Origin of the sequence: Actinomadura montaniterrae (assembly GCF_008923365.1) — a bacterium.
Taxonomy (GTDB): Bacteria; Actinomycetota; Actinomycetes; order Streptosporangiales; family Streptosporangiaceae; genus Spirillospora; species Spirillospora montaniterrae.
In genome coordinates this window covers 1-2,592 of the sequence record NZ_WBMR01000437.1, presented here as the reverse complement: position 1 = coordinate 2,592, position 2,592 = coordinate 1, and the positions used below count along the sequence as shown (strand labels likewise).

General features: G+C 74.4%; 1 protein-coding gene. It reads left to right on the top strand.

What is annotated here, in order from left to right; translation table 11 throughout:
- Positions 1 to 29 precede the first annotated feature (29 nt).
- Positions 30 to 2,592 (top strand): Rne/Rng family ribonuclease (locus F9B16_RS50065; RefSeq protein ID WP_404800601.1); only part of this gene is annotated, 2,563 nt, incomplete at its 3' end.

Below are 2,592 nucleotides of genomic sequence, written 5' to 3'. Positions count from 1 at the left end.
CGCCGCCCGCGGCGCCGACGGTTCCCCCGGTGCCGTCCGTGCCGGAGGTGCCCTCCGTTCCCGTCGCCGGCGCCGAGCCGGACGCCGGCCAGGTGTCGGAGGCCGAGCCCGCCAGCGGCGTCGGCGTCCCCGGCGTGACGTTCCAGCCCCCGATGGTCGTGTTCCAGCCGCCGCAGCCGACGGCCGAGCCGTCCGCGCGCCAGAAGGACGAGCCGAAGCCCGAGCCGTCCGACCGCGACCGTGACCGCGACCGCGACCACGAGGCCGCCGAGGAAGAGGCCGAGGGTGACCACGGCCCCGCCGACGAGGACGAGTCGGAGGACCGGCCGTCGCGCCGCCGCCGTCGCCGGGGCGGCCGCGGCCGCGGCCGGGGCGGCAAGGAGGGCGGCGAGGACGAGGCGGACGAGGCCGAGGAGCACGAGGCCGCCGAGGCCAAGGAAGAGGAGCCGGCCAAGCCCGCGAAGGCCAAGTCCAAGTCCAGGTCCGCCAAGGGCAAGGACAAGGACAAGGAGAAGGACGAGCAGGACGCCGAGGCCGAGCATGAGGCCGAGGGCGACGAGGAGGGCGACGGCGGCCAGGGCGGCACCAGCCGCCGGCGCCGCCGCCGCAGGCGCCGTTCGGGCGCCGACGGCGAGTCCGGCGGCACCGACGACCCGCCGAACACCGTCGTGCACGTGCGCAGCGCCCGCGAGGAGCGCGCCGCCGCCGAGGACGAGGTCCAGTCCGTGCGGGGCTCGACCCGGCTGGAGGCGAAGAAGCAGCGCCGCCGCGAGGGCCGCGAGCAGGGCCGCCGCCGCCCGCCGGTGATCACCGAGGCGGAGTTCCTGGCGCGCCGCGAGGCCGTCGAGCGGGTCATGGTCGTCCGGCAGGAGGGCGAGCGCACGCAGATCGCCGTCCTGGAGGACGACGTGCTCGTCGAGCACTACGTCAACCGCGCGACGCACCAGTCGTACGTCGGCAACGTCTACCTCGGCAAGGTGCAGAACGTGCTGCCGTCGATGGAGGCGGCGTTCGTCGACATCGGCAAGGGCCGCAACGCCGTGCTGTACGCGGGCGAGGTCAACTGGGACGTCGCGGGCCTGGTGGGCCAGCCGCGCCGGATCGAGTCGGCGCTGAAGTCGGGCCAGTCGGTGCTGGTGCAGGTCACCAAGGACCCGCTCGGCCACAAGGGCGCCCGGCTGACCAGCCAGGTCTCGCTGCCCGGCCGGTACCTGGTGTACGTGCCGGACGGCTCGATGACCGGCATCAGCCGCAAGCTGCCCGACAAGGAGCGCAGCCGGCTGAAGTCGATCCTGAAGAAGGTCATGCCGGAGAACGCGGGCGTGATCGTCCGCACCGCCGCCGAGGGCGCCACCGAGGAGGAGCTCGGCCGCGACGTGTCGCGGCTGGCCGCCCAGTGGGAGAACATCCAGAAGAAGGTCAAGACCGCCTCGGCGCCGTCGCTGCTGTACGGCGAGCCCGACCTGACGATCCGGGTCGTCCGCGACATCTTCAACGAGGACTTCTCCAAGCTCGTCGTCTCGGGCGACGAGGCGTGGGACACCGTCTCGGAGTACGTCGAGTACGTCGCCCCGCACCTCGCCGACCGCGTCGAGCGCTGGACGGGCGACCAGGACGTGCTCGGCGCGTTCCGGATCGACGAGCAGATCGCCAAGGCGCTCGACCGGAAGGTGTGGCTGCCGTCCGGCGGCTCGCTGGTGATCGACAAGACCGAGGCGATGACGGTCATCGACGTCAACACCGGCAAGTTCACCGGGCAGGGCGGCAACCTCGAGGAGACCGTCACCCGCAACAACCTGGAGGCGGCCGAGGAGATCGTCCGCCAGCTGCGGCTGCGGGACGTCGGCGGCATCGTGGTGATCGACTTCATCGACATGGTGCTGGAGAGCAACCGGGACCTGGTGCTGCGCCGCCTCGTCGAGTGCCTGTCGCGGGACCGTACCAAGCACCAGGTCGCCGAGGTGACCTCGCTCGGCCTGGTCCAGATGACCCGCAAGCGGGTCGGGCAGGGCCTGCTGGACGCGTTCTCGGAGACCTGCGAGTCCTGCAACGGGCGCGGCATCCACGTCCACCTGACCCCGGTCGAGCCGAAGCCGGACAAGGCCGCCGGCAAGGAGACGGGCCGCCGCCGCAAGCGCAAGGGCGAGGTGGAGAAGGCCGTCGAGGAGAAGCTGGCGCAGCACGAGGCGAAGAAGGAGCCGGCGGAGCCGAAGAAGGAGGCCGAGCCGGCCGCGGAGGCGGAGGCCGCGCGGCCCGAGCCGGCCCGATCGCGGCCGAAGAAGTCGGGCCCGGCCAAGCGCCCGGCGGGCCCGCCGCCCGAGGTCGACGGCGAGGAGCCGGCGGCGCAGGCGGCGGTCGAGGCCGCGGACGCGGCGGACGAGGTGGCGGGCACCTCGCCCGGCATCCTCGACGACGAGCCGGTCGCGGTCGCGTCGAACGGCGCCGCCCCGGCGGAGGCCAACGGCACGGCTCCGGCCGAGGCCAACGGCGCCGTCCCGGCGGAGTCCGCTGAGGCGGCGGAGCCCGCGGAGGAGGCCCCGCGCCGTCGCCGCGCCCGCCGTCCGCGCGCCGCCGCCCAGGCCGAGAGCGAGT